24 protein-coding genes and 2 tRNA genes are annotated in these 26,540 nt (G+C 47.4%); 16 read left to right on the plus strand and 10 right to left on the minus strand.

Features of this window, described 5'->3' with window-relative positions; translation table 11 throughout:
- Positions 1-12: 12 nt before the first annotated feature.
- The 8 genes from lspA to H6X83_RS05610 all read left to right on the plus strand — a co-directional run bounded on the left by lspA (position 13) and on the right by H6X83_RS05610 (position 4,987).
- Positions 13-522 (plus strand): signal peptidase II, encoded by a 510-nt coding sequence (gene lspA, locus H6X83_RS05575; RefSeq protein WP_212508152.1) that lies wholly within the window; start codon positions 13-15, stop codon positions 520-522.
- Positions 515-1,435: an RluA family pseudouridine synthase gene (locus tag H6X83_RS05580; protein WP_212508153.1), complete on the plus strand. Its 921-nt coding sequence runs from the start codon at positions 515-517 to the stop codon at positions 1,433-1,435. The genes lspA and H6X83_RS05580 overlap by 8 nt, the downstream gene beginning before the upstream one ends.
- Positions 1,436-1,444: 9 nt before the next feature.
- On the plus strand, positions 1,445-2,254 hold the full coding sequence (locus H6X83_RS05585) for an HAD family hydrolase (RefSeq protein WP_212508154.1): 810 nt from the start codon (positions 1,445-1,447) through the stop codon (positions 2,252-2,254).
- The gene (locus H6X83_RS05590) at positions 2,247-2,600 is read left to right on the plus strand and encodes a ComEA family DNA-binding protein (RefSeq protein ID WP_212508155.1); all 354 of its coding nucleotides are present in this window, start codon (positions 2,247-2,249) and stop codon (positions 2,598-2,600) included. The genes H6X83_RS05585 and H6X83_RS05590 overlap by 8 nt, the downstream gene beginning before the upstream one ends.
- 178 nt (positions 2,601-2,778) lie before the next feature.
- Positions 2,779-3,465 carry a flavodoxin family protein gene (locus H6X83_RS05595; protein WP_212508156.1) on the plus strand — a complete coding sequence of 229 codons (687 nt, stop codon included), beginning with the start codon at positions 2,779-2,781 and terminating at the stop codon, positions 3,463-3,465.
- A gap of 11 nt (positions 3,466-3,476) precedes the next feature.
- Positions 3,477-3,938, plus strand: a complete 462-nt coding sequence (locus tag H6X83_RS05600) for an AraC family transcriptional regulator (protein ID WP_212508157.1) — start codon at positions 3,477-3,479, stop codon at positions 3,936-3,938.
- A gap of 17 nt (positions 3,939-3,955) precedes the next feature.
- A complete protein-coding gene (locus H6X83_RS05605) occupies positions 3,956-4,303 on the plus strand; it encodes a TIGR04076 family protein (protein ID WP_212508158.1) in 348 nt (115 codons plus the stop codon).
- Between the two features lie 72 nt (positions 4,304-4,375).
- A complete protein-coding gene (locus tag H6X83_RS05610) occupies positions 4,376-4,987 on the plus strand; it encodes a type 1 glutamine amidotransferase family protein (protein ID WP_212508159.1) in 612 nt (203 codons plus the stop codon).
- A 54-nt stretch (positions 4,988-5,041) separates the two neighbouring features.
- Here H6X83_RS05610 and H6X83_RS05615 read toward each other — a convergent pair whose 3' ends face one another.
- The 4 genes from H6X83_RS05615 to H6X83_RS05630 all read right to left on the minus strand — a co-directional run bounded on the left by H6X83_RS05615 (position 5,042) and on the right by H6X83_RS05630 (position 10,197).
- Positions 5,042-5,287 carry a hypothetical protein gene (locus H6X83_RS05615; RefSeq protein ID WP_212508160.1) on the minus strand — a complete coding sequence of 82 codons (246 nt, stop codon included), beginning with the start codon at positions 5,285-5,287 and terminating at the stop codon, positions 5,042-5,044.
- A 15-nt stretch (positions 5,288-5,302) separates the two neighbouring features.
- The gene (locus H6X83_RS05620; RefSeq protein ID WP_212508161.1) at positions 5,303-6,379 is read right to left on the minus strand and encodes a 6-phosphofructokinase; all 1,077 of its coding nucleotides are present in this window, start codon (positions 6,377-6,379) and stop codon (positions 5,303-5,305) included.
- 100 nt (positions 6,380-6,479) lie between these two features.
- Positions 6,480-8,615 (minus strand): RNA degradosome polyphosphate kinase, encoded by a 2,136-nt coding sequence (locus H6X83_RS05625; RefSeq protein WP_212508162.1) that lies wholly within the window; start codon positions 8,613-8,615, stop codon positions 6,480-6,482.
- A 34-nt stretch (positions 8,616-8,649) separates the two neighbouring features.
- A complete protein-coding gene (locus H6X83_RS05630) occupies positions 8,650-10,197 on the minus strand; it encodes a Ppx/GppA phosphatase family protein (protein WP_212508163.1) in 1,548 nt (515 codons plus the stop codon).
- A 155-nt stretch (positions 10,198-10,352) separates the two neighbouring features.
- On the opposite strand from H6X83_RS05630, the gene H6X83_RS05635 reads away from it, so the two are divergent.
- Positions 10,353-11,174 (plus strand): carbon-nitrogen hydrolase family protein, encoded by an 822-nt coding sequence (locus H6X83_RS05635; RefSeq protein WP_343063137.1) that lies wholly within the window; start codon positions 10,353-10,355, stop codon positions 11,172-11,174.
- A gap of 118 nt (positions 11,175-11,292) precedes the next feature.
- Here the strand turns inward: H6X83_RS05635 and H6X83_RS05640 are convergent.
- Positions 11,293-11,379, minus strand: a tRNA-Ser gene (locus tag H6X83_RS05640).
- A gap of 262 nt (positions 11,380-11,641) precedes the next feature.
- On the opposite strand from H6X83_RS05640, the gene asnS reads away from it, so the two are divergent.
- The 5 genes from asnS (at position 11,642) to secF (ending at position 18,769) form a co-directional block, all read left to right on the plus strand.
- Positions 11,642-13,036 (plus strand): asparagine--tRNA ligase, encoded by a 1,395-nt coding sequence (gene asnS, locus H6X83_RS05645; protein WP_212508164.1) that lies wholly within the window; start codon positions 11,642-11,644, stop codon positions 13,034-13,036.
- A 428-nt stretch (positions 13,037-13,464) separates the two neighbouring features.
- Positions 13,465-14,745: an aspartate aminotransferase type Ic gene (locus H6X83_RS05650; RefSeq protein WP_484484216.1), complete on the plus strand. Its 1,281-nt coding sequence runs from the start codon at positions 13,465-13,467 to the stop codon at positions 14,743-14,745.
- Positions 14,746-15,227: 482 nt separating this feature from the next.
- On the plus strand, positions 15,228-15,758 hold the full coding sequence (locus tag H6X83_RS05655) for a BUD32 family EKC/KEOPS complex subunit (RefSeq protein ID WP_212508166.1): 531 nt from the start codon (positions 15,228-15,230) through the stop codon (positions 15,756-15,758).
- A 586-nt stretch (positions 15,759-16,344) separates the two neighbouring features.
- Positions 16,345-17,790 carry a preprotein translocase subunit SecD gene (locus tag H6X83_RS05660; RefSeq protein ID WP_212508167.1) on the plus strand — a complete coding sequence of 482 codons (1,446 nt, stop codon included), beginning with the start codon at positions 16,345-16,347 and terminating at the stop codon, positions 17,788-17,790.
- Positions 17,777-18,769 carry a protein translocase subunit SecF gene (gene secF / locus H6X83_RS05665; RefSeq protein ID WP_212508168.1) on the plus strand — a complete coding sequence of 331 codons (993 nt, stop codon included), beginning with the start codon at positions 17,777-17,779 and terminating at the stop codon, positions 18,767-18,769. The genes H6X83_RS05660 and secF overlap by 14 nt, the downstream gene beginning before the upstream one ends.
- Positions 18,770-18,889: 120 nt before the next feature.
- Here secF and H6X83_RS05670 read toward each other — a convergent pair whose 3' ends face one another.
- Positions 18,890-19,948 carry an aldose epimerase family protein gene (locus H6X83_RS05670; protein WP_212508169.1) on the minus strand — a complete coding sequence of 353 codons (1,059 nt, stop codon included), beginning with the start codon at positions 19,946-19,948 and terminating at the stop codon, positions 18,890-18,892.
- Positions 19,949-19,978: 30 nt separating this feature from the next.
- Positions 19,979-20,935, minus strand: coding sequence for an ROK family protein (locus H6X83_RS05675; RefSeq protein ID WP_212508170.1), 957 nt, complete (start codon positions 20,933-20,935; stop codon positions 19,979-19,981).
- Positions 20,936-21,165: 230 nt separating this feature from the next.
- Here H6X83_RS05675 and H6X83_RS05680 point away from each other — a divergent pair, with 230 nt between their 5' ends.
- Positions 21,166-21,843, plus strand: coding sequence for a sugar transferase (locus tag H6X83_RS05680; protein ID WP_425489204.1), 678 nt, complete (start codon positions 21,166-21,168; stop codon positions 21,841-21,843).
- A gap of 57 nt (positions 21,844-21,900) precedes the next feature.
- A complete protein-coding gene (locus H6X83_RS05685) occupies positions 21,901-22,704 on the plus strand; it encodes a polysaccharide deacetylase family protein (RefSeq protein ID WP_343063138.1) in 804 nt (267 codons plus the stop codon).
- Between the two features lie 91 nt (positions 22,705-22,795).
- Here H6X83_RS05685 and H6X83_RS05690 read toward each other — a convergent pair whose 3' ends face one another.
- The 3 genes from H6X83_RS05690 to H6X83_RS05700 form a co-directional block, all read right to left on the minus strand.
- On the minus strand, positions 22,796-24,475 hold the full coding sequence (locus H6X83_RS05690; protein ID WP_212508172.1) for a glycosyltransferase family protein: 1,680 nt from the start codon (positions 24,473-24,475) through the stop codon (positions 22,796-22,798).
- 202 nt (positions 24,476-24,677) lie between these two features.
- Positions 24,678-24,764 (minus strand) — tRNA-Leu (locus H6X83_RS05695).
- Positions 24,765-24,954: 190 nt separating this feature from the next.
- Positions 24,955-26,430: a radical SAM protein gene (locus tag H6X83_RS05700; RefSeq protein ID WP_212508173.1), complete on the minus strand. Its 1,476-nt coding sequence runs from the start codon at positions 26,428-26,430 to the stop codon at positions 24,955-24,957.
- Positions 26,431-26,540: the final 110 nt, after the last annotated feature.

A 26,540-nucleotide genomic window follows, 5' to 3' on the forward strand; every position in this document is an offset into this window, starting at 1 on the left:
GGGAGGAAAACTATGACAAAGAAAACCTGTACGCCGCTGCTGGTCCTGGTGCTGGCGGTCTGCTCTGTGATTGTTGACCAGCTGTTGAAGCTAGCGGTCATTCAATTTTTAATGCCGGTTGGTTCCCATACATTGATTCCCAATTTTTTGTCACTGGACTATCTGGAAAACCGGGGTGCGGCATTTGGCATTTTTCAGAACCGCCAGTGGATGATTGCGGTGATTACCGGAATTATTTGTATTTTTGTGGTTGCTGCGCTGTTTCGCTATAAACATCATGATGTCCTTTCCTGGGCGGCCTGCACACTGATTTTGGGCGGCGGTGTTGGAAATATTATTGACCGCGTGCTGCGGGGGTATGTTGTGGATTTTATCCACTTCCATTTCTTTCCGTATATTTTTAATTTTGCTGATATCTGTGTTGTCATTGGTGTAGCACTGCTGATTCTGCACATCTTTTTCAACGAGCAGGAGGAAAGTAAACAAAAGCCGGCAGAGAAAGCAGAAGAAAAAGATGGCTGAAATTTATCATTTTACGGTCAGTGAAGAACAGGCAGGACTGCGTCTGGATAAATTTCTGAGTGAGCAGCAAATCGGCCTGACGCGCTCATTGGCTGAAAAATACATTACCGAAGGCTGCGTCAAGCTGGCCGGAAAGCCGCTTTCTAAAAGTTACCGGGTAGAGGCAGGGGATGTGCTGACGGCAGAAATTCCGGAGCCGAAGGCACTGGATGTGCTGCCGGAAGCAATTCCGCTTGATATTGTGTATGAGGACAGCGACCTATTGGTAGTCAATAAGCCCAAAGGTATGGTCGTGCATCCAGCACCGGGCAATTATACCGGAACGCTTGTGAATGCGCTGTTAGCTTACTGCGGCGATACGCTTTCCGGAATTAACGGTGTGATTCGCCCTGGCATTGTACACCGCATTGACAAAGACACCAGCGGGCTGCTGATTGTTGCAAAAAATGATTTTGCACACAAGCATTTGGCAGAGCAGATTAAGGTGCACAGTTTTACCCGCATTTATGAAGCAGTTGTATACGGCAATTTAAAAGAGGACAGCGGCACCGTGGATGAACCGATTGGCAGGCATCCGGTGGACAGAAAAAAGATGGCCGTAACCGAAAAGAACAGCCGAAATGCGGTTACACATTTTCAGGTGCTTTTGCGGTATCAGGGTTTTACGTATGTGCGGCTGAAGCTTGAAACTGGCCGTACACACCAGATTCGTGTGCATATGGCGTACCTTGGGCATCCGGTAGCAGGCGACCCGGTTTATGGGCCGAAAAAACCTGTACCGGGACTGCAAGGACAGTGCCTGCATGCCCGTGTAATTGGCTTTGTGCATCCACGTACGGGGCAATACATGGAATTCACCAGTGACCTGCCGGCGTATTTTACAGGGTTTCTGGGGAAGCTGAAGCAGCCGTAAGGAGAAAGTATGCAGTTAAAAGACATTTTGCTGGTTTCAGATTTGGACGGCACATTGATTGATAAATCCTATCAGATTCCACAGTGCAATATTGACGCACTGATGCGCTTTCGCGAACTTGGCGGTCATTTTGTAATGGCTACCGGGCGTACGCGGCAGTCTGCGGGACGTTACGTGCCGCTGATTCAGCCGGATTTACCGTGCATTTTGCTGAATGGTACAGTCCTATATGACTTCGGGATGCAAAGGCCTACAGATGTGCTGTCTGTTTCACCGGAGTCGCTGACTGTGTTGCTGCAGTCGGTTCTGCGAAAGTTTCCGGCTGCCGTCGGCGTCGAACTGTTTAATACAAATGAAGTTGCAATCCTCTGCCGCAACCGCTATATCAGCAATACGATGACACCGGAAGTGGATCTGCCGATTGAGCGGCTTGTGGATTTTCCACAGCCATGGTGTAAGGTGCTGCTTGGCTGTGAACCGCAGAAAATGTTTGCGCTAAAAACATTTCTGCAGGAACAGCCGCATGAAGGACTGCAATTTGTTTTTACCGGACCGGAGTTCTTGGAAATTATGCCGGCAGGAGTGAACAAGGGCGCGGCACTTCAAAAACTGATGAAGCAATACGGCTTTTGCAGGGAAGCAGTGTTTGCAGCGGGGGACTACGAAAATGATAAGGAGATGCTGCAGACAGCGGGGTTTGCAGCGGTTCCGGCAGATGGTCAGCCGCAAATGCAGCAGCTTGCGGACTTGGTAACTTGCCCATGTGCGGAGGGCGCTGTAGCTGATGTTGTGGACTATTTGGTAAAACACTATGGATGAGGAACGCATACATATTCGCATATTAATTGGCATTGCGGCTGTTTTGGCGGCGCTCTGCATTGGTTACACGCTGCTTTTCGTGCCGCCCATTACCACCCCGGCGGCGGTTGTAACGACGGATGCAGCATCCGTACCGCTGAGCCGGGCTTATAACGGCAAGGTACATTTAAATAGTGCACCCGCTTCCCAGTTGGAAAGCCTAAAAGGTATCGGCAGTGCGCTGGCGAAGCGAATTCTTGATTATCGCACAGAGCATGGCGGCTTTCAGTCGATTGACGAGCTAAAAAATGTGAAAGGCGTGGGGGAGAAGCTTTTTGCAGAGATTAAAGACCAGATTGATTTATAAAGTTGAGAGAACCTGACACCTGTTGTCAGGTTCTCTTTGTTATAATGACCTAAAGAAAATCTTCGTACAAAAAAACTCCCTGTTTCGAGTCGGAAAATGAGAGGAAGCGGTTTACAGAAGGGGATAGAATTTTATACAGAAGCAGCTTACACTTACATAAGAAAGAGAGAATTTTGAAATGAAAATACTCGTGATCAATGGTTCGCCGTACAAAGAAAACAGTACAACGCTGAAACTCACCAAAACTTTTCTTGAGGGCATGGGAGAAACAGCAGAAATTGTAAATACAGTTGACCTGCACGTGAATCCTTGCCGGGCCTGCTATGCCTGTTGGATAAAAACCGGGGGTAAATGTGTACAGCAGGATGATGCCACGGAAGTTTTGGAAAAGATTCGGCAGGCTGAGCTTGTCATCTGGTCGGTACCGCTCTATGCTTATTCCGCACCTGCACACTGTAAGGCACTGATGGATAGGACCTTGTGTTTCAATCAGCCGGAAATGTATGTCGGTACGGATGGCCGGGCACATCATTACGGCTATGAAGATGGTTCCAAGCGCACCGTATTGATTTCCAGCGGCGGTTTGCCGAATGTGAAAGGTAACTTTGACGGACTCGTGTTTCAGCTCGCGCATATGTTCGGTAAAAACACCGCGGTCATCTGCTGCGCAGAAGCAGCTCTGTTCTTAAATTCGGAAACACAGGCTCTGACACAGCATTATTTGGAAGCGGTCAAAAGTGCTGGAGCGGAATATAAAGCGGATGGCAAAATCAGTGCTTTCACACAGCAAGTGTTGGATACGCCAATGATTCCGCAGGATGTGTACATTCAGAATACGAATGCGGCATTTGCAAAAATGCACTAAGGAGCAAAGCAATGGCTTACAATTTGAGAGAAGTAACGATTCGCACAAACAATTCGGAACGAGGGATGCAGCAGATCGGCGCGCTCTGGCAGGACATTACCAGCGGCAAGCTGCCGCTGCTGTTTGACAGTACGCATCAATTTTTGCCGGGCGTTTCTCCCGTTTCTCGGTACAGCAATTATGCAAGTGATGAAAACGGTGATTATGACTTGACGGTCATGGCGGTACAGTCTGACTTCTTTGCCAATATGGAAGGAAAGGTGCAGCAGGGGCTGTACAAAAAATATGATGTTAAGGACGCAGACGGAAGTGTGGAAGCTTGCACACAGAAAGCATGGGCAGCGGTTTGGGCGCAGCAGAAAGCCGGCGAAATCCACCGTACGTTTACGGAAGATTACGAAAGCAGCGTACCCGCGCAGTACACTAAGGACGGATGTGCGCATTGTTATCTGTACATTGCAGCTGCAAAATGAATGTGAGGTAAATCATTATGAAAAAATGGTATGACGAAGAATACGAATGGGAAATTGAAGTTACAGGCTTTCTCCGCAGTGACCACACGGAACGGTACTGCCGGAACGGCGAAGAAATCGGTGACAAATATACCTGTACTTATGGCTGCCCTGTAAATGCAGATGGGCAGGGGATTTGCTCCAAAACCATGATGATGATGTTCCCCATCATGGAAGCTGTTAGGAGCGGCGGAGATTTGGAGAACATCGGCGGCAGCAGCAAATACTGCAAAGACATTGTCTGTCCGGACGGCTGCGTCATGTTCAGAATGACAGCAAAAAGACTTGGCAATGAGAACATTTTTAAGGGGAAGTTTTTTGATTAAAGCAATCCGAAGAAACAGCGGTATTTGCCAAGAAAATGCAATGCAGAATTTTTGAGTGAGGATGGTGTGGTTTTGAAACAGACGGTTTTGTTTGTCGTATTGGATTTGTATGCCGACTGGGAAGCGGCTTATCTTTCTTCTGCTGTCCTGAATCTGGGGCAGGGGAAGTATGCTGTCAAAACGATTTCGCTTACCAAAGAACCGATTCATTCGCTGGGCGGTTTTACGCTGCTGCCGGACTATGATTTGCAATCTGTACCGGAAGATTTTGCGGGATTGATTTTAATTGGCGGTGATTTTTGGCGGGATGCGGCCGCGCGGCAGACGGAGCCTTTGGTGAAACGTGCACTGGCGGAAAATAAAGTGCTTGGCGGCATTTGCGCCGCTTCTGCTTTTCTCGGTGCCATTGGCGCGCTGAATACCGTGCGGCACACCAGCAACGATTTAGATTACATGAAGCAGTGGGCGGGCAACAACTACACCGGCGAGCAGAACTATTTGCAGCAGCAGGCAGTGCGTGACGGCAACGTGGTTACAGCTAACGGCACAGCAGCGCTGGAATTTGCAAAAGAGGTACTGGAAGCTTTGCAGCTTGCACCGGAAAGTGAAATAGAGAGGTGGTACAATTTTTACAAGCTCGGTTTTTACAGGTTTGCGGAAGCGGACAGCTGCACGATAGCATAAAAAAGACTGTGTCGGCAGAAAAGATTCTGCCGACACAGTCTTTTTACATAAGTTTTATTCCAATTCGTCGTTTACGGAATTGCTTTGCTGTTCATTCAGGTATTTTTCAGCGGCTTTGCCCAGTACCGGCAGAGAAGCGTCCATTTCGTCCATGCAGCGTACTGTGCGTACACAGAAGAAAATTCCGGCGGCAAGAGAAACAACAGCGCTTATGGCAGAGATAATGCCAATGGTTTTCAGAGCATTGTGCAGATCCTTATGTGTCACATGAACTCCTTCAAAACAGTTGGGGCAAAACATTTGTAAAACCTCCTTTTAATCGCCAAAGCTTACGCCAATATCACGTGCGGTCTTTATGACCTCACAGTCCAACGGAACGGTCTTTAATTTACCAGCAACTTCACTCAGCGGCACCGGCACAATCTCGTTGTTGCGCATGGCAACCATAAAGCCGTATTTTTTCTGTTTAATCAGATGCGCGGCTGCAGCACCAAAGCGCGTGGAAAGCACGCGGTCATAAGGGCAGGGAGCACCGCCGCGCTGAATGTGGCCGGGTACGGTTACGCGGATTTCGTGGCCGGTTGCGTCCTCAAGTTCTTTTGCAAGGCGGTAGGAAATAGAGGGATAGTTTTCAGCAGCTCGCTTTGCTTTCAGTTCTTTTTTGCTCATCTGGGATTCTTCTTTAGAAATAGCGCCCTCGGCAACAGCAAGAATGGAGAAACGCTTGCCGGCTTTGCTGCGCTGTTCAATGACGTTGGCGATACTATCCACCGTATAGGGAATCTCCGGCAGCAGGATAGCATCTGCACTGCCGGCAATGCCTGCGTGCAGGGTCAGCCAGCCAACCTTGTGTCCCATGACTTCCACGATGAAAATGCGGCCGTGGGAAGTGGCGGTCGTGTGAATGCAGTCCAATACATTGGCGGCAACATCCACAGCACTCTGAAAGCCGAAAGTAATATCCGTACCCCAAATATCATTATCAATAGTTTTGGGCATGGTAACTACGTGCAGCCCTTCTTCGCTGAGCAGGTTGGCGGTTTTGTGTGTGCCGTTTCCACCGAGAATCACCAGGCAGTCAAGATCCATTTTTTTGTAGTTGTCCTTCATGTTCTGGACTTTGTCGCCGCTGTTTTCGTCAATGACACGCATTAGTTTAAAAGGCTGGCGGCTGGTGCCGAGAATCGTGCCGCCCAGAGTGATGATGCCGGAAAAATCGTGCGGTTTCATTTTGTGGTAATTGCCCTCAATTAGGCCCCGGTAGCCGTCCTCAATTCCGTAAATTTCAATGTCCTTGCCAAATTCACACAGAAGCGCTTTTCCCAGTCCGCGGATGGCTGCATTTAGCCCTTGACAGTCGCCGCCGCTGGTCAGTATCCCTATTTTTCGCATGATTCCCACGCCCTTTTCAGAAAAATGATGAATGTTTCCTGTTGTTCCTTTATATTATAGCACAAACTGGCAGATTGAAAAGAATGGTTCCGAAAAACGGTCAGTCAGAAGTTCTGGGGCTGTAAAGCGGATTAAAAGGTTTTTCTTCGTTTTGTGCGGAAAGCTTCTGCACAGCCTCCTGCGCAAGCCGGCTGAACTCCGTTTGGCAGTTGCAGGGTGTTTTGCCACGCCGGTCAATATGCTCATATTCTTTGCTGCTCTGCATGACGCGTGCATTGATGTTGTCGCTGAGCATCAGGTCCAGTGTGTCAAATGCGCGCTGTTTTAAATCAGGGTCTTCAATGGGAAAGACCAGCTCCACGCGGCGGTCAAGGTTGCGGGGCATCCAATCTGCACTGCCCATATAAATTTTCGGATTGCCCCCGTTTTCAAAGCGAAATATTCGGCTGTGTTCCAGCAACTGCCCGACAATGCTGATGACCTGAATGTTTTCACTTACACCAATTAAACCCGGAATCAGGCAGCAGATGCCGCGGACAATCAGCCGGACGGGAACACCGGCTTTGCTTGCTTCATACAGCAGGGAAATAATCGCGGGGTCAACCAGAGAGTTGACCTTTGCAGTAATGCCGCTGGGCAGTCCCTGCTGTGCATTTTGAATTTCCTGCTGTATCATATATTCAAAGAAGCGGCGCATGCCGTGCGGTGCAACAATCATTTTGTTGTACTCCGGCGGGCGGCTGTAGCCGGTCAGTACATTGAACAGGCTGCTTGCGTCAATGCCAAACGGTTCCTTGCAGGTGAAAAGACCGATATCCGTGTAAATTTTTGCGGTGGAATCGTTATAGTTGCCGGTGCCCATATGCAGGTAGCGGCGGATGCCGTCCTCTTCGCGGCGAACGACCAGCGCGATTTTGCAGTGTGTTTTCAACCCGGCAAGGCCGTAAATGACGTGGCAGCCCGCATTTTCCAGCTTCTTTGCCCAAAGAATGTTGTTTTCCTCGTCAAAGCGGGCTTTCAGTTCCACCAGAACCGTTACCTGCTTGCCGTTTTCCGCAGCGCGGATGAGCGCCGCAACAATCGGGGAGTGGCCGCTTACGCGGTACAGCGTCTGCTTAATGGCGAGCACATCTTCATCTTCGGCGGCGGCGCGGATAAAGTTCACAACAATATCAAAACTTTCATAGGGGTGGTGCACCATGCGGTCTTTTTCCCGAATCGCCTCGAAAATATCATCATAACCCCAGAAATCCACCGGCGGATACACCGGCTTAATTGGTTTGAAGCACATGGCTTCGCACCCGGGCAAATTTGCAAACTTGGAGAAGAACGTTAAATCCAGTGGACCGGCAAGTTCATAAATGCTGCTGTCTTCCACATCCAGCATTTCCAGAAGAAAGTCCTTGGTGGCGGGGTCACATTTCTGCAGGATTTCCAGCCGTACAGGTGCGCCGCGCTTGCGCTTTTTGATGGACTTCTGGATTTCAATCAGAAGATCCTCGGATTCCTCGTCGATGTCCAGATCACTGTTGCGGGTAATGCGGAACGGACAGGTGGAACGAATGCGCCGTTCCTCAAAAAGTTCCTCCATACAGTACATGATTACGTTTTCCAGCAGGACAAAACAGCGCCCCTTTTTGCTTGGCAACTCCAGGTAGCGTGAAAGGATGGACGGCACTTGTACAACAGCAAAGCAGTCTTCGTCGTCATCCTTGCCCTGCAGACGGACAGCAATGTTCAGGCTCTTATTGGCAAGGAAGGGGAAAGGCCGGCTGCGGTCAACTGCCAGCGGTGTCAGCACCGGAAAAAGAATGCGGTTAAAGTACGCGGAAAGGTAGCCGCGTTGTTCCTCGTCCATTTCCTCTGGTGACAGAAAAATAATTCCGCTTCGTTTCAGTGCGGGCAGAATAGAACGGTGCAGGCAGGAATACTGTTTTTCAGAAAACTCGTGGATTTTTTTTGCCAATGCCTGGTAAATTTCATCCGGCATCATACCGCTTGGGTCCGGCTTGCGGTATTTGCTGCGTACCTGTTCCATCACACCTGCAACACGTACCATGAAGAATTCATCCAGGTTGCTTGCGGTAATGGACAAAAAGCGGACACGCTCCATCACCGGATTTTCTTTTTCAAAGCATTCTTCCAGTACGCGCATATTAAAGTCCATCCAACTGAGTTCCCGATTGTAATAGGGAACTTGTGGGACGGTCGCTTTTGCTGCTATTTTTTCGCTCATGCTTGTTTCCTCCGTTTGCGGTGAACCTGTCCGGTCAAATCAGATTCTGCTTTACTTTCAGCACCGGATCTAAGCCGAAAACATCCTTAAAGAAAGTTGAGCACTGTTCAAATGCCCACTTTTCCAGGAAGAGATTTTCGTTGGACTCTACAGCGACAATCATCTGTTCATCCAGAAGTTTGACGGTAATGTTTTTGATTTTTTGCTTCTGCGATTTGTCCAGCGCATTTGCCAGCCGGAAAATGGCCACCAGTTTGGCGATATCCGTGCGGCCTTGTTCCGGCATAGTAATGTACTCCATATCCCGAAAGTCCGGCACGGTGTATTCATTGTACCGCGCAACATAGGCGGTCAGCAAAATGTTTTGGCTGGTAATGCCGTAAATGTCCGTGTGACGGATGATGTCAAAACTGGCTCTCAGGTGGTCTTTGACAGAAACATAGTGGCCGCTTTCGTGCAGAATGGCAGCAAGTTCCAGTGCAAGCCGCTGGTCGGCACCCATGCCGTGCAGCGGCTTGAGCCGGTCAAACATGGTGCAGGCAGTCTGCCGTACAACATCCGTGTGTACTTTGTTGCAGTGATAGTTTTCTGCAATGTGGTTTGCACAGGAAATTGCGTTGGTGTGTACATATTCAGTATATTCATTTTTTCGCTTGGGTATCAGCATTTGGCGCATTAAAGCGTCCCAAAGGTCTACCTGCGGAGAAAGCACCTTTTGTGCGGAAGTTTTTTGTATCAGCTGCATATAGATGCACAAAGCAGAGTACAGAAGCTCTGCAGATTTTTCAGAAATGTTGTACCGCTGGGCGATTTTGTCTGGCCGCAGAGAGCGGATGCGGCGGTACAGCTTGCCGATTTCTTTAACAGGAATGGAGTAAATGCTTTTTTTTAGGTCTGTGCCGCACAGCTGCGCGATCAGTTCCATTTCATTTCCGGTCAGAATAATGTTGTGAATGTCAAACTGAAACATATTCTGACAGCCCAGCGTTGTTTCCAGATATTCTTCAACAACCGTACCGAAATCTTCGGTCTGTTCCTGAATGCTGCCCAGCATATCGTGCAGCTTCAGTGCACCGATAGGAATATTTTGGGAATCAATCATGGCACTGCCGTCGTACACAGCAGCACCAATCGTACCGCTGCCGATAAAGGAAAGCAGCGTGCAGCCCGGCTCCAGCGCACCGGCGTTTTTCAGGGAAGTGAGTATTTCCGAGTAAATGAGCGTTTTTTCCTCGTCATCCTCCAGTACTTCCACGGTGAGGTTGTTCTGTACCTTCAGCTGGTCAAGTACATAGGCGCGGTTTTCCGCTTCCCGAAAAGCGGTCGTTGCAACGGCACGGTATTGGGTAATTCCGTATTCTTTCATAAGCGCGGTAAAGCCCGCAAGTGCCCGGCTCATCTCGCGAATGCATTCAAAGCTGATTTTCTTTTCCGTAAAAACTTCATGCCCAAGCGGCAGGGGATAAACCAGTTGGTCCAGGTCGCAGATTTCTCCTTTGCGCAGCTGTGCGATACGCAGTTTCAGTTCACTGGAACCGATATCAATAACGGCCGCGGCTTTTGGGTATTTCCGTCTGTTCATTTTGGCACCGCCTGTTCCAAATCAAATAATTTTAAGCTATAATTAAAGAATCATTAATTCCTAGTTAGATTATACCAATTTTCGCGGGATTGAGCAAGAACATTCTTGTTAATTTTAACTTAAATTTAACAAATATCGGAAGGAGACTGTTACTTATGAAACTGGCGCTGCTGCAAATGGCGGTTGGGGAACAAAAGCAGGAAAATCTGCATCACGCATGGAACATGGTGAAAGATGCGGCACAGCAGGGAGCACAGTTGGCGGTGCTGCCGGAAATGTTCCTTTGCCCCTACGAAAATGAAAGCTTTGTCCGTTCAGCGGAGGAAGCTGGTGGCACAGCCTGGCAGACGCTTTCGCGTACGGCGGCAGAAAACCACATTTGGCTTGTCGGCGGCAGCTTCCCAGAAAAAGGCGGGGAGCACCTTTACAACACCTGCTTTGTGTTTGACCCGCGGGGCAGGCAGGCGGCACGCCACCGGAAAATGCATTTGTTTGATATTGATGTGGAAGGCAGACAGTCATTTCGGGAATCTGACACGTTTTCTGCCGGAAATGATGTAACGGTATTTGATACGGAATTCGGCAGAATTGGTGTATGCATTTGTTTTGACCTGCGCTTTCCGGAACTTGCCGGGCTGATGACGCAGCGGGGAGCACAAATGCTAGTGGTGCCAGCAGCTTTTAATATGACAACCGGACCCGTGCACTGGGAGCTTTTGTTTCGCCAGCGTGCGGTGGACAATCAGCTTTTCACAGCGGGTGTGGCTCCGGCGCGGGATGAGGCGGCATCTTACGTTTCCTATGCAAATTCGATTTTGTGTTCACCATGGGGAACAGTTCTTGCACGTGCCGGTTCTGATGAAGCCTGCCTGCTTTATGATGTGGACTTTTCGCAGAATGATGCGGTTCGGCACCAACTGCCGCTACTTTCTGCCAAACGAACGGATATTTATGAACTGTGCGAAAAATGTAAATAAAAGCTGCTTCCGCCGCAGTGCAGCAGCGGAAGCAGCTTTTATGTTTTCATGCAAAGTGACTTTGCAAAATAAATATAGAAATAAAAAATCCACAAGCAAACTGCTTGTGGATTAATTGTGGCGGAGAGGATGCGACTCGAACGCACAATGCCTTGCGGCACACCACATTTCCAATGTGGCTCCTTACCAATTAGAATACCTCTCCAAATGGTAATACTTTATGTCGCTTTTTATCAGCGACTCAATTATTATAGCATGATTTTCAGAAAATGCAAGCTTTTTTCCGTAAAAAGATGATATTTTTTTCTTTTTACAGGATAGGATTGCACGCGGGCGTTTCTTGCGGTACAATAAATTTACCGAAAAAATAATATTATTTTAGCTGGATAAAGTGCAAAATTGCCAGAAATATGCGGTAAAGCTGCGTTGGGCATCCTTTATTCAGCCAAAAGCAGGAGGAAATACAGTTGGAACGGGTAAAAATTGCTGAACTCTATAAAAACAGCGAAGCGTTCGGCACAAAGACGATTACCGTCTGCGGCTGGGTACGCTCTGTGCGCGACAGCAAAACGCTTGGATTTATTGATTTGAATGACGGCAGCTGCTTTAAAGGGCTGCAAATTGTTTTTGAAGCGGAGAAAGTCGAAAATTTTGCAGAAGTCGCAAAATATAATGTAGGCGCGGCCATCTGTGTAAAAGGCGAACTGCTGCTGACCCCGCAGGCAAAGCAGCCGTTTGAGCTGCATGCCACGGAAATCACACTGGAGGGCGCTTCCACACCGGACTATCCGCTGCAGAAAAAGCGCCACAGTGTGGAGTATCTGCGCAGCATTGCACATCTGCGCCCGCGCACTAATTTGTTTTCTGCCGCGTTCCGCGTGCGTTCAGCAGCAGCATACGGCATTCACAAGTTCTTTCAGGAGCAGGGCTTTGTTTATGCGCATACTCCACTGATTACCGCCAGCGACTGCGAGGGCGCCGGTGAGATGTTCCGCGTGACAACGCTGGATCCTGCCAACCCGCCGCGCAAAGAAGACGGCACAGTGGACTTTAACGAGGACTTCTTCCAAAAGCCTGCGTCCCTGACAGTTTCCGGTCAGTTGGAAGCGGAGTGCATGGCAATGGCATTTGGCCAGGTTTACACCTTTGGCCCGACTTTCCGTGCAGAAAAATCCTACACACAGCGGCACGCAGCAGAATTTTGGATGATTGAGCCGGAAATCGCCTTTGCGGAGCTGGAAGACGTGATGGAACTTGCAGAAGCGATGATGAAGTATGTCATCCGTTACGTCATGGATACCTGCCCGCAGGATTTGGCTTTCTGCAATCAGTTTGTGGACAAGGGCCTGCTTGACCGCCTGCAGAATGTAGTGGACAATGACTTTGCACGTGTTACCTACACCGAAGCGGTGGAAATCCTGAAAAAACACAATGACAAGTTTGAATATAAAGTGGACTGGGGCACCGACCTGCAGACTGAACACGAAAAGTTCCTGACCGAGCAGATTTATAAGCGTCCAGTGTTTGTCACGAATTATCCGGCGGAAATCAAAGCTTTCTATATGCGTGCCAATGAGGACGATAAGACTGTTGCCGCAGTTGACCTGCTAGTGCCCGGTATCGGCGAAATCATCGGCGGCAGCCAGCGCGAGGAGCGTCTGGATGTACTGGAAACGAAAATGAAAAAGTTGGGCATGAACCCGGAGGACTACTGGTGGTATCTTGACCTGCGCCGCTACGGCAGCACACGTCACGGCGGTTACGGCCTTGGTTTTGAGCGCCTGATTATGTATTTGACCGGCATCCAGAATATCCGTGACGTGCTCCCATTCCCACGCACAACCGGCAGCGCAGAGTTTTAACGCCACACAAGCTCATGGTTACTTTCTGTCGCTTTCTTAGAAAGCGACTAGGGTCGTGGCAGCGAAGCTCGCCACGATCTTGTACTTAGTATATTAAGAAGCAGGTCTGGGCTGCAAGCCCAGGGCCTTAGCAATTATGTGGCTTGTTTCAATGGACCGTTTCATGCGGAAAACCCTCGCAGAGGGTTCCCTTACGTACCTGACTTGATCGTGACCGGAAAAGAAGTTCGCTGCAGGAGCGCAGCGGGCTTCTTTTTTATGCAATTCTGCGTGTCGCTTTCACCAAAAATGGCATAGTATAGACACATACAGTTTGTGTATTTGCAAGATTTTGATTTTGCTCTTGCATTTTCCTTCGCTAATAGGTACAATAGTAAAGGCTTATGACACGTTTTTGAGATATTGAGAAGTTGGGAGATGCATGTTTGTTGGAATTCCAGAAAATGTCCGAAAAAGAACTACAGAGTCTGAAAGCAGAACTTACAGAAAAATTTGAGGCGTGCAAAGCACAGGGCCTCAAGCTGAATATGGCGCGCGGTAAACCTGGCGCAGACCAGCTTGCCCTTTCTATGGGAATGCTTGATGCTCTGAATTCCAAGTCAGACATGAAAGCTTCTGACGGAATGGACTGCCGCAACTACGGTGAGCCGGACGGATTGCCGGAAATGCGGCAGCTGATGGGGCAGCTGATGGGTCTGCCGGCAGAGAATGTGATTGTTGGCGGTAATTCCAGCCTAAACATGATGTTTGACACCGTTTCCTGTGCGATGACCCATGGCTTGGCAGGTGAAAAGCCGTGGTGCCAGCAGGGAAAGCTCAAATTCCTCTGCCCGGCACCAGGCTATGACCGTCACTTTGCGGTAACAGAATATTTTGGTTTTGAGCTTATCACGGTTCCTATGCTGTCAACGGGGCCTGACATGGATGTAGTCGAGAAACTGACTGGCAGTGACGCTTCCATTAAGGGCATTTGGTGCGTACCGAAATATGCAAACCCGACCGGTATTACATTTTCGGATGAAACAGTGCGTCGGTTTGCGGCACTGAAGCCTGCAGCACCGGATTTTCGCATTTTCTGGGATAACGCCTACTGCGTGCATGAACTGACGGATACACCGGATGTGTTGCTGAATTTGTGGGAGGAATGCCGCAAAAACGGCAATGAGGATTTGCCGCTGTTCTTTGCTTCCACCAGCAAAATTACATTTCCGGGTGCCGGCATTGCAGCTATGGGCGCAAGTGAAAAAAACCTGAATACTCTGCGTGAACATTACAAATATCAGACGATTGGCCCGGATAAATTGAATCAGTTGCGGCATCTGTCATTCCTGAAAAACATGGACGGCATTCATGCACAGATGCAGAAGCATCGTACGCTGATTGCACCCAAGTTTGAAGCGGTGGAAAAGACTTTTCAGGAACAGCTGGCAGGGAAGGGCATTGCCGAATGGACGAAGCCAAACGGCGGCTATTTTATCAGTGTGGATGTGCTGAACGGCTGTGCAAAACGTACCGTTGCTCTGTGCAAAGAGGCTGGCGTTACCCTGACTGGCGCGGGTGCGACTTATCCTTATAAAAAAGACCCGAATGACAGCAACATTCGTGTGGCACCGACTTACCCGCCGCTGGCGGAGATAAAAGCGGCGGCGGAACTGTTTTGCCTTTGTGCACAGCTTGCCGCCTGCGAAAAACTGCTGGAGAAAGCATAAAATCTGCATATTTTGCATGAAAAAGGAGCTGCTCGCAAAAGGATGCTCCAATAAGGCAGTATAATCAAGTTTCAAGGAACGGCATGATTTCGGTCATGTCGTTTTTTCGCTTTTTACATCATTGAGCAGACATGCAGGAAGTATTTCCATACAGTCATAAACAACTTGCCTTCGATTTTCTCATACATCTTCTTGGCAGCACTTCACATTTTGCTCTGTACGGTATCCAGATACCAGCTCAAAAAATCATTCTGCTTCTGCGTAAATTCACCCTTTAGTTTCATTGCCCATTCCTGATAGTCGACAACGAATGGGTTTTTAATCCTGCTTCTGGATGATATAATAAGGCGGTTGTTTTTGTTATAAATATAGTAACAGTGAGTCAAACGCAAATGCCGTTTTTTATTTCCAGAAATATTTGATCAATTAAGCAATATGTAGATTAAGAAAGAGTATTTCTTCGAAGAAAGGAAAAAACGAGAATGAAATTGGCAGTGAATGAAAAAGAATTTTCAATAGAGCAATTATTAGGGAAAGGGAAAGGCGGCTATTCTTATCTGGTTTCTGATGGTGAGAAGGAATATGTACTTAAGCAAATTCATCACGAGCCATGTGATTATTATCAGTTTGGAAATAAAATAGAAGCTGAAGTGAATGATTATAAACGTTTGGACAGTATAGGGATTCCAATTCCCAAAATGATTGATGTGGATATAAAAAATGAACGTATATTAAAAGAATATATAGAGGGAGAAACAATATATCAACTGGTACTTAATGACAAAATGCAAGCAGAATATATAGAGCAGGCAAAAGCAATGTGCAAACTTCTTTATCCTGCCAACACAAATATTGATTATTTTCCAACAAACTTTGTAGTGCAGGATGGAATCATCTATTATATCGATTTCGAATGTAACAACTATACAGAAGAGTGGAATTTTGAAAATTGGGGAATTAAGTATTGGTCAAAAACGCCAGAGTTTATGGAGTACGTCCATAATTATAAATGAAAACTTTGATTTGTGAAGGGCTCAACAATTTTGAAGCGGTGAGAAGCGCTTGTATGGCATCAAGTAAAGTATATTTGGATTTTATACTATACGAAATATGAAAAAAACTCGCCGACAGGATTGGCAAGGTTGGCGCACCGAAAACCGAATTGAAATCCAGATTCCTTTTCAAAATGTTTTCCGGGATGTACGCCTCCGGTTGGGACAGCTCCCTGGTGGAGAAGCAATACTGAATCGAGCAGGGCTGAATCAGGAAATAATCGGCTTGACAAACAAGAATTCGTGGGAACGAGACGATGATTATACCGCAAATGAATGAAGGCATAAATTTATTTTTAAAAAATGGGAAGATGGCATTGCACAAATTCCTTTTCAGGCACCGAAGAATAGCGGATTGCTGATGAAAACAAAATTCTTGATTAAGGCTTTATTGTAACCTCTCCAAAGGGGCAGTCCCTTTTCTGATTTAACAGAAAAACAAACTGGAAACATTGACTTTCCTGTACAAAAAAACTATAATAGACTGTGTTACGTCTGCGAATATGCTTACTTTCGCGGAAAACAAAACACATTGGAGGACTTGCGCATGAAGCGAGCACGAAAACCGGTCTTTTTCATCGTTGCAATCCTCATCTTGGCCTTTACGTTCGTTTCCATTTCGGGCGTCTACTCTTACAAAGGCGATACCAAGACGACCTATGTAAAAGGTGTCGGGGATATCAGATGGGGCATTGACATTAAAGGCGGTGTAGAGGCAACTTTTTCCCCTGAGTCAAACGGAGCAAGTGTGACAAAGGAGCAGATGGATTCCGCTAAATCCGTTATTGAAACACGGTTGGTACAGAACAACATTACCGACTACGAACTTTACGCGGATTACAGTCAGCACAAAATCATTACACGTTTTCCGTGGCAGAGCGGCGAAACAAACTTTGACCCGGAATCCGCCATCAAAGAACTGGCGGCTACATCCGTTCTGACCTTCCGCGAGGGAAGTGAGTATACCAACACCACTACCGGAAGTGATGGACAACCTATTCACACTACGCCAAAAGGCACTACAGCCAGCAGCATATTCCTCAAAGGCAGCGATGTAAAGTCTGCTCGCTCGGGTGTAACACAGGATTCTTCCACTGGTGCCACCCAGTATGTTGTGGAATTGGAACTGACATCTGACGGCGGGAAAAAGTTTGCGGATGCGACGAAAAAGGTTGCAAATGCAGGAAGCACGCTGTCTATCTGGATGGATGACACCATGATTTCCTCCGCAACAGTTGATAAAACTAAATTCGGTGCCACCGGCATTACTGGCGGCAAGGCGGAAATCAGCGGCAACTTTACTTCTGAATCCGCCACAAAGTTGGCAAACCAGATTAACTCCGGTGCGTTACCCTTTAAATTAACTGTCAGCAGTTTCAGCAGCATCAGCCCGACACTGGGTGCTTCCTCACTGCAGGCAATGGCATTGGCAGGCATTGTCGGCTTTATTCTGGTCTGCGTGTTCATGATCTTTGTTTTCCGTTTGCCCGGTGTGGTGGCGGTCATCTCTTTGTGCGGTCAGATGGCACTCTGTTTTGCAGCAGTGTCCGGATTCTTCCCGTTCATGAAGAGCTTTACAATGACGCTGCCGGGCATTGCCGGTATCATTTTGTCAATCGGCATGGGCGTGGATGCAAACATTATTACAGCTACGCGTATCAAAGAAGAACTGTACGCCGGCAAGGCATTGGACTCCGCAATTAAGGCTGGCGACGACAACAGCTTCTGGGCTATCTTTGACGGCAACGTGACCACAATTCTGGTTTCCGTTATTTTGATGCTGGTCTTTGGTCCAACAAATATTCTCTCCATGATTTTCGGCGCAAGTACAACTGGATCTATCTACTCATTCGGTTATACGTTGCTGCTCGGCAATATCGGCAACTTCATTTTCGGTGTGTTTACGAGCCGCGTTATGACAAAGTCACTTTCCGGCTTCAAGCCCCTGCGCAAGAAGTGGCTGTACGGAGGTGCAATTCATGAAGCAGTTTAAGATTCATTTTAGTAAAAACAGCAGGATTTATTATGGCATCTCCATTGGCATCATGTTGATTGGCCTGATTTGCAACATTGCGTTTGGCTCTAAGCTGAGCATTGAGTTCCGCGGCGGCACGCAGGTCAAGTATTCTTATACAGATGCTTCCGGTGTGGTTAATCAGACGGATGTTGAAAAGGTTGTAAAAGACACCGTGAAGCGCGATGCTTCTGTTCTGCTGAACAAAGATGTTAAAAATTCAGCGGGTGCGGCTGCCAGCAACAAGATTACAGTTGAGCTTTCTGGTTCCGAAGCAATTTCTGTTGATACGCAGCAGCAGCTGGTTAAGAATCTGGCTGCAAAATTTGCCAACTGCAAATTTTCACTTGATGAGTCCAGCTCTATTAACCCGAGCATGGGTATGAACTTCTTTATCAAGTGCCTGGTTGCTGTAGCAATTACGATTGTGCTTTTGGTAATTTACGTTGCACTGCGTTTTCGCAAGATTGGTGGTATTGCAGCAGGCTTAATGGCAATCGTTGCTTTGATTCACGATTTGATTATGGTGTACTTTACGTTCATCATTTTCCGTCTGCCGATTGACGGTAATTTTATTGCGGTTGTACTGCTGATACTCGGCTATTCGCTGAATGATACGATTATCGTCTTTGACCGTGTGCGTGAAAACCGCCGTGAAATGCCTGCCAAGACGCCGGTTGGCGATTTGGTGGATCTCAGCATTAACCAGACCTTGACCCGCTCCATTTTCACAGCACTCTGCACAGTGATGGTTATTGCGTGCTTGTTCGTTGTTGCGGCATACTTCCAGCTTGAAAGTGTTACCACATTGGCACTGCCGATGATGATTGGTGTCATTTCCGGCTGTTACTCCTCCGTGTGTATCGCTGGTCCGCTGTATGTTGCATGGATTCAGCACACAGAAAAGAAGGACAAAGGGCAGAACAGCAAAAAGATTGCTGCCGCTGCGGAAGAATAAAGTTCATAAAGAAACATAAAAAAGCCGCCCCGGTGTTTGAACCGGAGCGGCTTTTTGCCCATATGAATTGCTCAATAGTTTCTTGTTTATCCTTCATTTTTTCAAATGAAACAGGCAATTTTAGTTGTTTACTTCAAACTTGTAAGTCGTGCTGGTGTGGAAGGTTTCACCTGGCTGCAGCAGCGTAGTGGGGAAATTTGCGTGGTGCGGAGTATCGGCAAAGTGCTGTGTTTCCAGGCAGAATGCTGTGTGTGGCTTCATAGGAGAGCCATCACGGTTTTTAGCATCGGGGCCAAAGCTGTTTGCAGTGTAAAGCTGCATACCGGGCTGATCCGTAAAGACTAGCAGACGGCGGCCGGTGGAAGCATCATAAGCTTCTGCGGCTTTCCTGCGGCCAGTTCCGTCCAAAACAAAGTTGTGGTCATAGCCGCCGCAGTCATGCAACGTGGTTTCCAAACGGTAAATGTCCTGGCCAATAGTTTTTCCAGCACGGAAATCTTCAGCAGTACCCTCTACAGGAAGCAGTTTACCAGTGGGCAGTAAAGCTTTGTCTACCTCGGTGATTGTGTTCGCATTGATTTTTAGTTCCGTAGAGAGCACATCACGGCGGCAGTCACCGGTCAGGTTGAAGAAACTGTGATTTGTCAGGTTAACGTGGGTAGGCTTGTCACTGACTGCTGTGTAATCAATCAAAACAGCATTGTCTGTGCTCAGACAGTAGGTAACGGTAACTGTGCAGTTGCCGGGAAAGCCCTCTTCGCCGTCAGCACTTTTATATTCAAAAGTAATGGAGGGGGCATCATCGTCGTTATCGCGGCACTTGCAGCGCCACGGACGTGCGGAAAAACCGGTTGGGCCGCCATGCAGCGTGTTTTCACCCTCGTTTTTCGTCAGTATACAAGTCTGACCATTTAGTTCAAACTGGCCGCCTGCAATACGGTTTGCATAACGGCCGACAACTGTACCCTGGTAGTCACCCACTTGTGCATATTCTTCCAGTGTGCTGTGACCGAGAACCATTTCTCCCAGATTTCCGGCACGGTCAGGCATTAAAATGGACTGAATGCGTGCACCGAAAGATAAAACAGTCAGGGAAGCACCGGCTTCATTTTTTAATGTATAGGAACGAATTTCAGTACCGTCCGGCAGAATACCAAATTTTTTTTCAGAAATGCTCATCGATTGTTATCCTCTTTTCTGTGAAATTTGTTAGGCCTGCCCCAGAAGTGCCGCACCGATAATACCGGCGTCATTGCCAAGCTCCGCAGTGCGCAGTTCGGTTTGTTTGCCGTTGGGTACCAAAAATACTTCTTTTTCAATATAGGCACGCAATGGCCGCATCAGAGTTTCGCCCTCATTGCAGATACCGCCGCCGATGCAGATAACGTCTGGCTGGAAAATGTTAATGCAGTTTGCAATACCAGTACCAAGGTCGGCAATGAATTTGTCTACGGCTTCCTGTCCCAGTGGGTCACCCGCACGCATAGCATCAAAGGCTGTTCGGCCGTCTACTTTCTTCACGTCACCGGCCGGAATGGTCCAGATGGGTGCGTTTTTGTCGGGATTTGCCTGCATAACTTCCTGCGTGGTTTTAATCAGCCCGGTAGCAGAAGCATAGGCTTCCCAGCAGCCGCGGCGTCCGCAGGTGCAGGGACGGCCGTTCACCGCAATAACCTGATGACCAAGTTCACCGGCAGCACCGTTGCAGCCGGAGTAAATCTTACCGTCAATAATCAAACCGCCGCCGATGCCGGTACCCAGCGTAACGGCAAGGCCGTCGTTGGCACCTTTCAGTGCGCCCGCCATAAACTCGCCGAAAGCTGCCGCGTTGGCATCATTTTCAACCAGTACCTTTTTTCCGTTTAAGCTGTTGCTGAGCTGGTCTGCAAGCGCGTAGCTGTGCAAGTCAAGGTTGCCGGCAAAGCCAACAACGCCTGCTTTGCTGTCAATACTGCCGGGTGAACCAACACCAATCCACGGTACATCGTCCAAAGTCAAGTTTGCTTTTTCAAGCGCCTGCAGCGCGGTCTGCGCAAGCTGCTCGGTCAGTTCCGCTTCCGGGCAGGGTACACGGGTGTGATTTTTTGCGCGGGCAACTATTTTGTAGTTTTCATCAACAATGCCTACTGCGATATTGGTTCCGCCCAAGTCAATTCCAAGGTACATGATGGGGCTCCTCCTTATTATATGATTCCATATTCAGGGCATACATGCTCTACAGACAAGTATACCGTTTTAGGGGCAGATTGTAAACAGAGCAGAGGACAAAAGAACATGAAAAAATTGAATCTCTTTGCTGGAATGTGCTATAATGCTTAATAAGCTGTGTCTGTTTGCAGCGGTACGACCCCGGCAGGTTCTAAGCCGGATAAATTCAAACGAAATGAGGCTTTCTCTTGCAATTTGAAGATTTGCCGCAAAGAATGCAGAACCCGGAAACAAAAATGTATTTTGAAAAACTTCAGCAGCACCATGCTTCACTGGCGGGCAAGCGTCTGTTTGACATTGTGGTTTCTGCGCTGATGCTGGTCATTCTTTCGCCAATTCTCCTGGTTACCGCGGCCGCGGTCAAGCTGGATTCCAAAGGACCGGTATTTTATCGGCAAGTGCGTGTAGGACGTTATGGAAAAGACTTTCGCATTTTCAAGTTCCGCACGATGGTGCAGGATGCGGATAAAAAAGGACTGGCAATTACCGTAGGGGAAGACCCACGTATTACCCGCGTTGGGCATATGATTCGCAAATGCCGGCTGGATGAAATTGCACAGCTGCTCAATGTGCTGGGAGGTACCATGAGCTTTGTGGGTCCGCGCCCGGAAGTACCAAAGTACGTGGATGTTTATGAGGACGCTTACATGGCGACGCTGCTGGTACGCCCGGGCGTAACCGCACCCAGCAGCATCCACTTCCGTAATGAAGATGAGATTTTGGCAGCTTCCCCTGATGACCCGGAGGTCACCTATGTAAAAAAAATCCTGCCTACGAAGATGGCACTGAATTTAGAGTATCTGGATTCTATTTCGGTGTGGAGGGATATTAAAATTATGTTCCAAACAGTAAAAGCAGTATTATAAAAACGTCATAAGTACCCTTTTCTCTGCATAGGAATGTTAAAAAGGGAGGGGTGCGCTTTGTATCTGATATTTAAGAAAAAGCATATTCTTACTGCAGTGGCGGCAGTTGCTGCGGCTGCAGTCGTCCTGCTGGCTGGACGCGGCTATCAGGCAAGCGTTTCGGCTGCTGCGAAAGCAGCAAATCCCAACTGGGGACTTAGTTTTCAGGAATCCGGCAAGCCGCCCGTCGGCAATGCAGCACCCGATTATTTGAAAAAATTCAACGCTTTCTTTCTTGGCAACACGGGCGTGAAAAAATTATATCTGACTTTTGACTGTGGCTATGAAGCCGGCTATACACCAACCATTCTGGATACACTGAAAAAGCATCATATTAAGGCAACTTTTTTTGTAGTCGGCAATTACTTGGAAACGAGTCCGGACTTGGTTAAACGCATGGTTGCGGAAGGGCACACCGTGGGCAATCATACATATCACCACTACGATATGTCCAAAATTTCTGACCAATCCTCCTTTGAAAAGGAACTGCGCACGGTTGCGGAAAAGTACAAGGAAATTACCGGGAAAGACATGACGCGTGTGTACCGTCCACCGCAGGGCAAGTACAGTGAAGCCAACTTGAAACAAGCGCAGGCATTGGGCTATAAGACGTTTTTCTGGAGTCTGGCATATGTTGACTGGCTAAAAGATAAACAGCCCAGCCACGACGAAGCATTTCAAAAGCTGCTTCCGCGTACACATTCCGGCGCAATCGTACTGCTGCACAACACCTCTAAAACCAACTCTGAAGTCCTGGATGAACTCCTTACCAAGTGGGAAAAGATGGGGTATACGTTTGGCCTTGCGTCCGATTTGAAATAGAAAGAACAGCACTTTGAAGTTGCCGCAGTATTTGTGGTTTCAAAGTGCTGTTCCTTTTTTTATGAGATTTAACTTATAACTGATTTACTAATTAATTGGACAAGCGATAAGCTGAAAATTCGTGGTAGCCGGAGAAAAGCTTTTCGGATTTTGTGCGGTTTGAGGCTTCCATAACACGCTTGAGCGTATTTGCATCTTTGGTTGCGATGTAGACGATTAACGGCTTGTCCTTCGGAACGTTTCCATTTAGTTCACTTGAGAGGTGGTCAAGATGTTCCGTGAAAGTCAGGTAGGTTTTGGGATAATACATTAGATCAGAATAAAGAAAGTAAGTATAGGCGTAGTATAATTTGTCATACACGACCAAACAGTCTGTGTTAGCGTGCTGCTGTGCAATTTGCTTTGTCTGCACAGTGTCAGGGTAAAGGTACTCCACATGGTTTTTGCCAAGTCCGACTGCACCGGTAATAAAGAAAAGAACAGCGAGTATTCCGCAGCGTACCCGCGTATTGTGCAGTAGGGCACCCAGCAGTATCCAGAATACAAAAGAAATGAGCAGCTCTATTTGCGGATAAACTGGGAAAACATAGCGGTCAACGTCATAAGGCGCAATTTTCGCAATGATGCAGATATAAACCGCACAGGCGATTCCCAACTGTACAAACACGAATAGCTTATTGTTATTTAAAAATTTACCGAGAACATTTTTTGCAGGTGATGTGATGCTTGTTTCGCTGCTGTTTGTGCGCCGCTTCCTCTGGTAATGCAGTACAAAACAGACAATCAGCAATATGACAAACGCAGCCAGAAAGAAGCGGAACGCTCCGCCCAACAGTTCGCTGTTTGAAATCGAGAGGTAATTGTGTAAGCGTGACAGCCAATGGCCGCTCTGCGAAATGCGCTCCCAGCTTTCCTTGCCGCGGTAACCGATGAAAATATGTTTCAGGCATTCCGGATAGTATAAAATACCGGCAGCACCACCGCCCACAACACCAATGAGGCACTTTAAAAGGTCTTTTTTCCGCCGCTTTAACAGTAAATATATAAGCAGCGGTACACCAAGTGTGAAAAGATAAATAATGAAATAATAGTGTGTTAAAAATCCGCAGAAAGCAGTTATGCTGAGTCCAACTGCCATACGCCAACCTATCTTTTTCTGTTCAATGATTTGAAAGTCCAGCAAAGTCAGCAGCAGCGTAAAGCAGGTTAACATTGCGTACATACGGAAGTACATAATTGAAGAAACAGCTGCGGCACTAAATCCCCAGCAAATATTCGGGAGCAGGGTCTGCCACCCTTTTTTGAAGAATTTTCGTGCTAACAGCCATAAGAGTACACTGCTCGCTACAAAGAAAATCAGATTGGTAATGATGCCTGTCCATTTCGTAAAAGTATTTGGCGTAAATGAACTTATGGTATGGAATATAAAGTAATAAAATGGGGGATGAACATCCAGACGTTGATTGTAGTAGGTGTGATCATATTGAAAAGCTTCTTCCGGCTGTGTGGTAAGATATTCACGGAAATAGCTGCTGCCGTGCCAATTCCCCTCGTAATTCGGCTCTTCAGCAAGGAATGGTTTTTTGTTGGTGTTTGCCAGGCCGTAGGTGTAAACTTCATCCGCGTGGTAGCCTGCTTTCTGCGTGCCAAACCCGACCATTACACCGCACTGGACAGCCACAAGAGCAGCTAATACCACTGCCCAAATTGAAATATGCCATCGAAAGTGTTTTTTGAAATTTTTTTTGTGCTTGCTTTTTGTGATTGCCATTTAGTTGCTCCACTATTTAGTAAAAATATTTCTTTGATTAAGCCCAAATAAATACATATTTAAAGTATATTATATCACTTGCGACAAATTATGTCTAGACTATTTACAACTAAAATCCAATTTAGACTTTAAATCCCTAACAAGTAGAGCCAAAATGGCATAAAAAATCCCGGAAAGCTAGTTGTTTCATAGCTTTCCGGGGTGGTGCCGCTGACCGGGGTTGAACCGGTACGATGTTTCCATCGAGGGATTTTAAGTCCCTTGCGTCTGCCAATTCCGCCACAGCGGCATGGTTAACAATTCAAGCATGTTTTACAGCTTAAAACGCACAAGACTGTCTATTTTTAACACAGTTAATATTAACACATTTTTTACTTAGTGTCAATTTGAAAACGCGGCCTTGGGGGAATTTTTATTGCAAAGCAGAAAAATGGCTGGAAACTGAATTATAAGTTTCCAGCCATTTTAAGTTAACAAAATTACTTTGTCTGCTGTTCTTTCTGACTCTGTTCAAATTCAACGACTTCATCAAAAGAAGCACGCTCTTCTTCCGGAATCAGATTTTCCGGAAGAACCGTATCGTCACAGCTTACGCAGTGACGGCCATTGATACCGCTTCCTTTCCAAAGGCGTTCGGCGACAGGTGCCCAGCGGAGTGCGGTTGCCTCACACTTTGCGCAAAGCTCATGCGGTGTTTCCTGGCCGACAAGATCAGTTCCGTGTGCATCTGTTTTGCTGACCATTTCTTCAAGCTTATAGGGGTTATCCAGCACAGGGCAGGGACGAAGCATATTTTTGTTGAAAGGCTGGTTCAAGTGATACTGCATGAACAGGGGAGAACGGTAGGCGTCCAGCAGTTTCTTTTCACGGATGTTGGAATCAGAATAATGAATGAATACGCAAGGCTCAATGTCGCCGTTTGCGTTGATGTGCAGGTAGGAACGTCCGCCTGCAATGCAGCCGTAAACATATTCTGCATCATTCCAGAAGTCCATGGTGAACAACGGCTTGCTGCTGCGGAAATCACGGATACGATGATACATCAGTTCACGCTGTTCAGCAGTTGCCATCAAATCGGTCGGAGCGTCTTTGCCGATTGGCATATAGGTAAAGAACCAGGTGAAGATAGCTCCCTTGTCGACCATCCAGTCAAAGAATTCTTCACTGCCAATGGAATCGATATTTTGGCTGGTGTAGCAGCAGGAAATGCCGTATGGAATCTTATGTGCATTCAGTACATCAATGGCTTTGCAGATTTTCTGGAAGGTACCCTGGCCACGGCGGCTGTCGGTTGCTTCCTCAAAGCCCTCAACGCTGATGGCAGGCACAAAGTTGCCGACACGGCGCAGATCTTCTGCAAATTTGTCATCAATCAAAGTGGAGTTGGTAAAGCACAAGAAGATACAATCAGAGTGCTTTTCACACAGCTTGATCAGGTCATCCTTGCGCACCAGCGGCTCACCGCCGGTGTAAATGTACATATATGTACCCATTTCAACGCCCTGATTGATGATGTCATCGATTTCATCAAAGGTCAGGTTCAGCTGGTTGCCGTAGTCAGCAGCCCAGCAGCCGGTGCAGTGCAGGTTGCAGGCGCTGGTTGGGTCCAGCAGAATCGCCCACGGTACGTTGCAACCGTATTTTTTGCGGTACTCCATCTGCTTTTTGCCGCCGATGAAGGTGGAATTCATGAAGAAGTTTGTAAAAAATGTTTCCAGCACATGCGGGTCAACACCCTTTACAACACGATAGATCAGATGATTCCACGGACTGTTCGGGTCGTCAATAGCCTGATGAAAGGAGTAACGCGCGGCAGCAAAGGTACCATCCTTATCTGCCTTGTCAATCATGTCCATAAGCTTGGGCAGGTTCTTTTCCGGATCCTTTCGAAGGTAGTTAATGGCTGTTTTTATACCAAACTTTTCAAGCTTTTCTTTTAAGGTGCTTTCTGCCATAGGTGATTCCTCCAATATTATATTCTCAGCATATACAGATGATAATCCATACTGCATATAAGAAAATTTTAGAAAGAAATTTTGATTTTGTCCTTAGACAAGAAATCATT

The organism is Caproicibacterium amylolyticum, assembly GCF_014467055.1.
Classification (GTDB): domain Bacteria; phylum Bacillota; class Clostridia; order Oscillospirales; family Acutalibacteraceae; genus Caproicibacterium; species Caproicibacterium amylolyticum.